This window comes from Acidovorax sp. KPB24-03, assembly GCF_057546605.1.
In genome coordinates this window covers 1-2944 of record NZ_BAAJYR010000427.1, presented here as the reverse complement: position 1 = coordinate 2944, position 2944 = coordinate 1, and the positions used below count along the sequence as shown (strand labels likewise).

Annotated in this window: 2 protein-coding genes; one reads left to right on the top strand and one right to left on the bottom strand. The window is 71.8% G+C overall.

Features of this window, described 5'->3' with window-relative positions; translation table 11 throughout:
- Positions 1-178: 178 nt before the first annotated feature.
- The gene (locus AC27KI_RS22000) at positions 179-1465 is read right to left on the bottom strand and encodes a solute carrier family 23 protein (protein WP_487090177.1); all 1287 of its coding nucleotides are present in this window, start codon (positions 1463-1465) and stop codon (positions 179-181) included.
- Between the two features lie 273 nt (positions 1466-1738).
- Here AC27KI_RS22000 and AC27KI_RS21995 point away from each other — a divergent pair.
- The coding region (locus AC27KI_RS21995; protein ID WP_487115839.1) for an AsmA family protein at positions 1739-2944 on the top strand (1206 nt) is incomplete at its 3' end.

Here is a 2944-nt window from a genome sequence, read left to right as displayed (position 1 = left end):
GCCGATGCGCTGGTGGCCCTGGAGCGCGTGCGTTCGCGCGAGCGGCGCGAGATGGAGCGGGAACGGCTGACCGGCGCGGGCGAAGGCTTCGATCTGCTGGCCGCGGGGCTGGAACTGGTCTGGACGCTGGTGCGGCGCTGAGGCCGCACCGGCGGCCCGGCGCCCGCTGCGGCAGGGGTCAGCGCCGGCGGTTCAGCAGCGCGTAGAGGCCGATGGCGCCGAAGGTGGCGGTGCCGATGCCGCCCAGCGCGAAGTCGCCGAATTTCAGCGTGAAGTCCCCCGTGCCGATGATGAGCGTGATGGCCGCCACGATGAGGTTCTTGTTGTCCGAGAAGTCCACCCGGTTGTCCACCCAGATCTTGGCGCCGGCCACGGCGATGAGGCCGAACACGACGATGGAGACGCCGCCCATCACCGGCAGCGGAATCGCCTGGATCAGCGCGCCGAACTTCGGGCTGAAGCCCAGCAGCAGCGCGATCAGCCCCGCCACCAGGAACACGGCGGTGGAGTAGATCTTGGTGGCGGCCATCACGCCGATGTTCTCGGCATAGGTGGTCACGCCCGTGCCGCCCGCGCTGCCGCTCACCATGGTGGCGATGCCGTCGCCGATGAAGGCGCGGCCCATGTAGCGGTCCAGGTTCTGGCCCGTCATGGCCGTCACGGCCTTGATGTGGCCCAGGTTCTCGGCCACCAGGATGACGGCCACGGGCGCGATCAGCAGCATGGCCGGGCCGCTGAACACCGGCGCCGTGAATTGCGGCAGGCCCAGCCAGGGGGCGGAGGCCAGGGCCGACAGGTCGATCGGCTTGCCCCAGCCCAGCAGGTTGGTGAACACGGCATAGACCCCGCTGGCGGCGATCAGCCCCAGCAGGATCAGCAGGCGCTGCGCCATGCCCCGCGTGAGCACGGCCACCAGGCCCACGCACACGAAGGTGACCGCCTGCATCCAGCTCTCGAAGTTGTTGGCCGCCATGTTCTTGATGGGAATGCCGGCCAGGTTCAGCCCGATCACCGCCACCACCGCACCGGTCACCACGGGGGGCATGAAACGCTCGATCCAGCCGGTGCCGATGGCCTGCACCAGCGCGCCGATCAGGGTGTAGACCAGGCCGCACGCGACGATGCCGCCCAGCGCCACGGCCATGTTGGCGTTGGGGCCCTGGCCGGCGTAGCCCGATGCGGCCACGACCACGCCGATGAAGGCGAAGCTGGAGCCCAGGTAGCTCGGTACCCGCCCGCCGGTGATGAGAAAGAAGATCAGCGTGCCCAGCCCGCTCATCAGGATGGCCACGTTGGGATCGAACCCCATCAGGATGGGCGCGAGCACCGTGGCGCCGAACATCGCGATCACGTGCTGCACGCCCATCACGGCCGTCTGCCCCCAGGGCAGGCGTTCGTCGGGGGCGACGACGGCGCCCTGGGCGGCGGTGGTCACCCGCCAGCGGGGAAAGTAGGGGGAAGTCACGGGAAGGTCTCCTGAAAGGGTATGGGCACCGCGGCGTGCGGGTGCCATCTGGATGGGGGAACGGCCGGTGGCGCGTGGGCGAGTTTAGGGTCAATGCCCGCCCGTTCCGCCGAGGACCGGGTACCGCGTTTCGGCCCCTGGGCCCACAGCCACGTAGGACAGAGCCGACCTGCCGCAGCCGGCCCCTGCGATAACGTAGCCCTTCGGTACCGCAGCACCGTCCCGCCCCCCCCGCCTGGGCTCTTCATACCCTCTCGAACCTTTCTGACGCACATGCCGCGCCACCGCTTCCGCTGGATTGCCCTGGGCGCCACTGCCGTGGCGATGGCGTGCGCGGGCGCCCTGGCGATCTGGTGGCCGTCCGAGGCCGAGCTGGCCCGCCGCGCGGGCGATGCCGCGACCGAGCGGCTGGGCGTGCCGGTCAAGGTCGGCCAGTTGCACTGGTCGCTGTTTCCTTCGCCGCGCGTGGAGCTGCGCGACGTGCGCACCGAACAGGAGGCCCCCTTGAGCGCCGAGCGCCTGTCGGCCGGCGTGCGCTGGGGCGACCTGCTGCACCGGCGCCTGGCGCTGACCGACCTGCAGCTGGAGAACGCCACCATTCCCCAGGCCTCGCTTTCGGAGTTCCAGGTGCGGCCCACCGATGATGGCGCCGAGTCCTCCCTGCCGTTCACCCTGGCCCCCGTCCCGGTGGAGCGGGCCGACTGGCAGGGCGTGCGCTGGATCGGCCGCAACGGCCGCACGCTCGTCTATGCCGGCAGCGCCGAATTCGACACCGCATGGCGGCCCCGCCAGGCCTGGCTGGAGCGCACCGGCGCACCCGTGCCCACGCGCATGGCCCTCGCACGCGAGGGCACCGAGGACCGCTGGCGGGCCGACGTGTCCGCCGGCGGGCGCACCGAGCAGGGCACCCTGCGCCTGCAGGAGATCAACGGCCGCTACCGCGTCACGGGCGCCATCGACTTCACCGGCGTCGATGTGGAGGGCGTCATGGCCGCCTTCGAGCGCCGCGCCGTGGTGGCCGGCAAGGCCAGCGGCCACACCGACCTGATCGCCGAGGGCGCCGACCCGGCCGAGGCGGTGCAGGCCCTGCACACCCGCACCCGTTTCACCGTGGCTCGCGCCCGCCTGCTCACCTTCGACCTGGAGCGGGCCGTGAAGACCGTGGGCACCCAGCGCGGCGGCACCACGCAGCTCGACAGCCTGGAAGGCGTGGTGCGCACCGAGGCGGACCGCGGCGGCACCATCGTGCGCTACAGCGACCTCAAGGCGACCTCCGGCGTGCTCACGGCCACGGGCGACGCGGTGCTGCAGAACCGGCGGGTGAGCGGCCACGTGGCCGTGGACCTGGTGGATGGCGTGGTGGGCATTCCACTCGAATTCGGCGGCACCATGGACGACACCACGCTGACCCTTCCGCCGGCCGCGCTGGCCGGGGCGGCCGTGGGCACGGCCGTGGCGCCGGGCGTCGGCACGGCCATC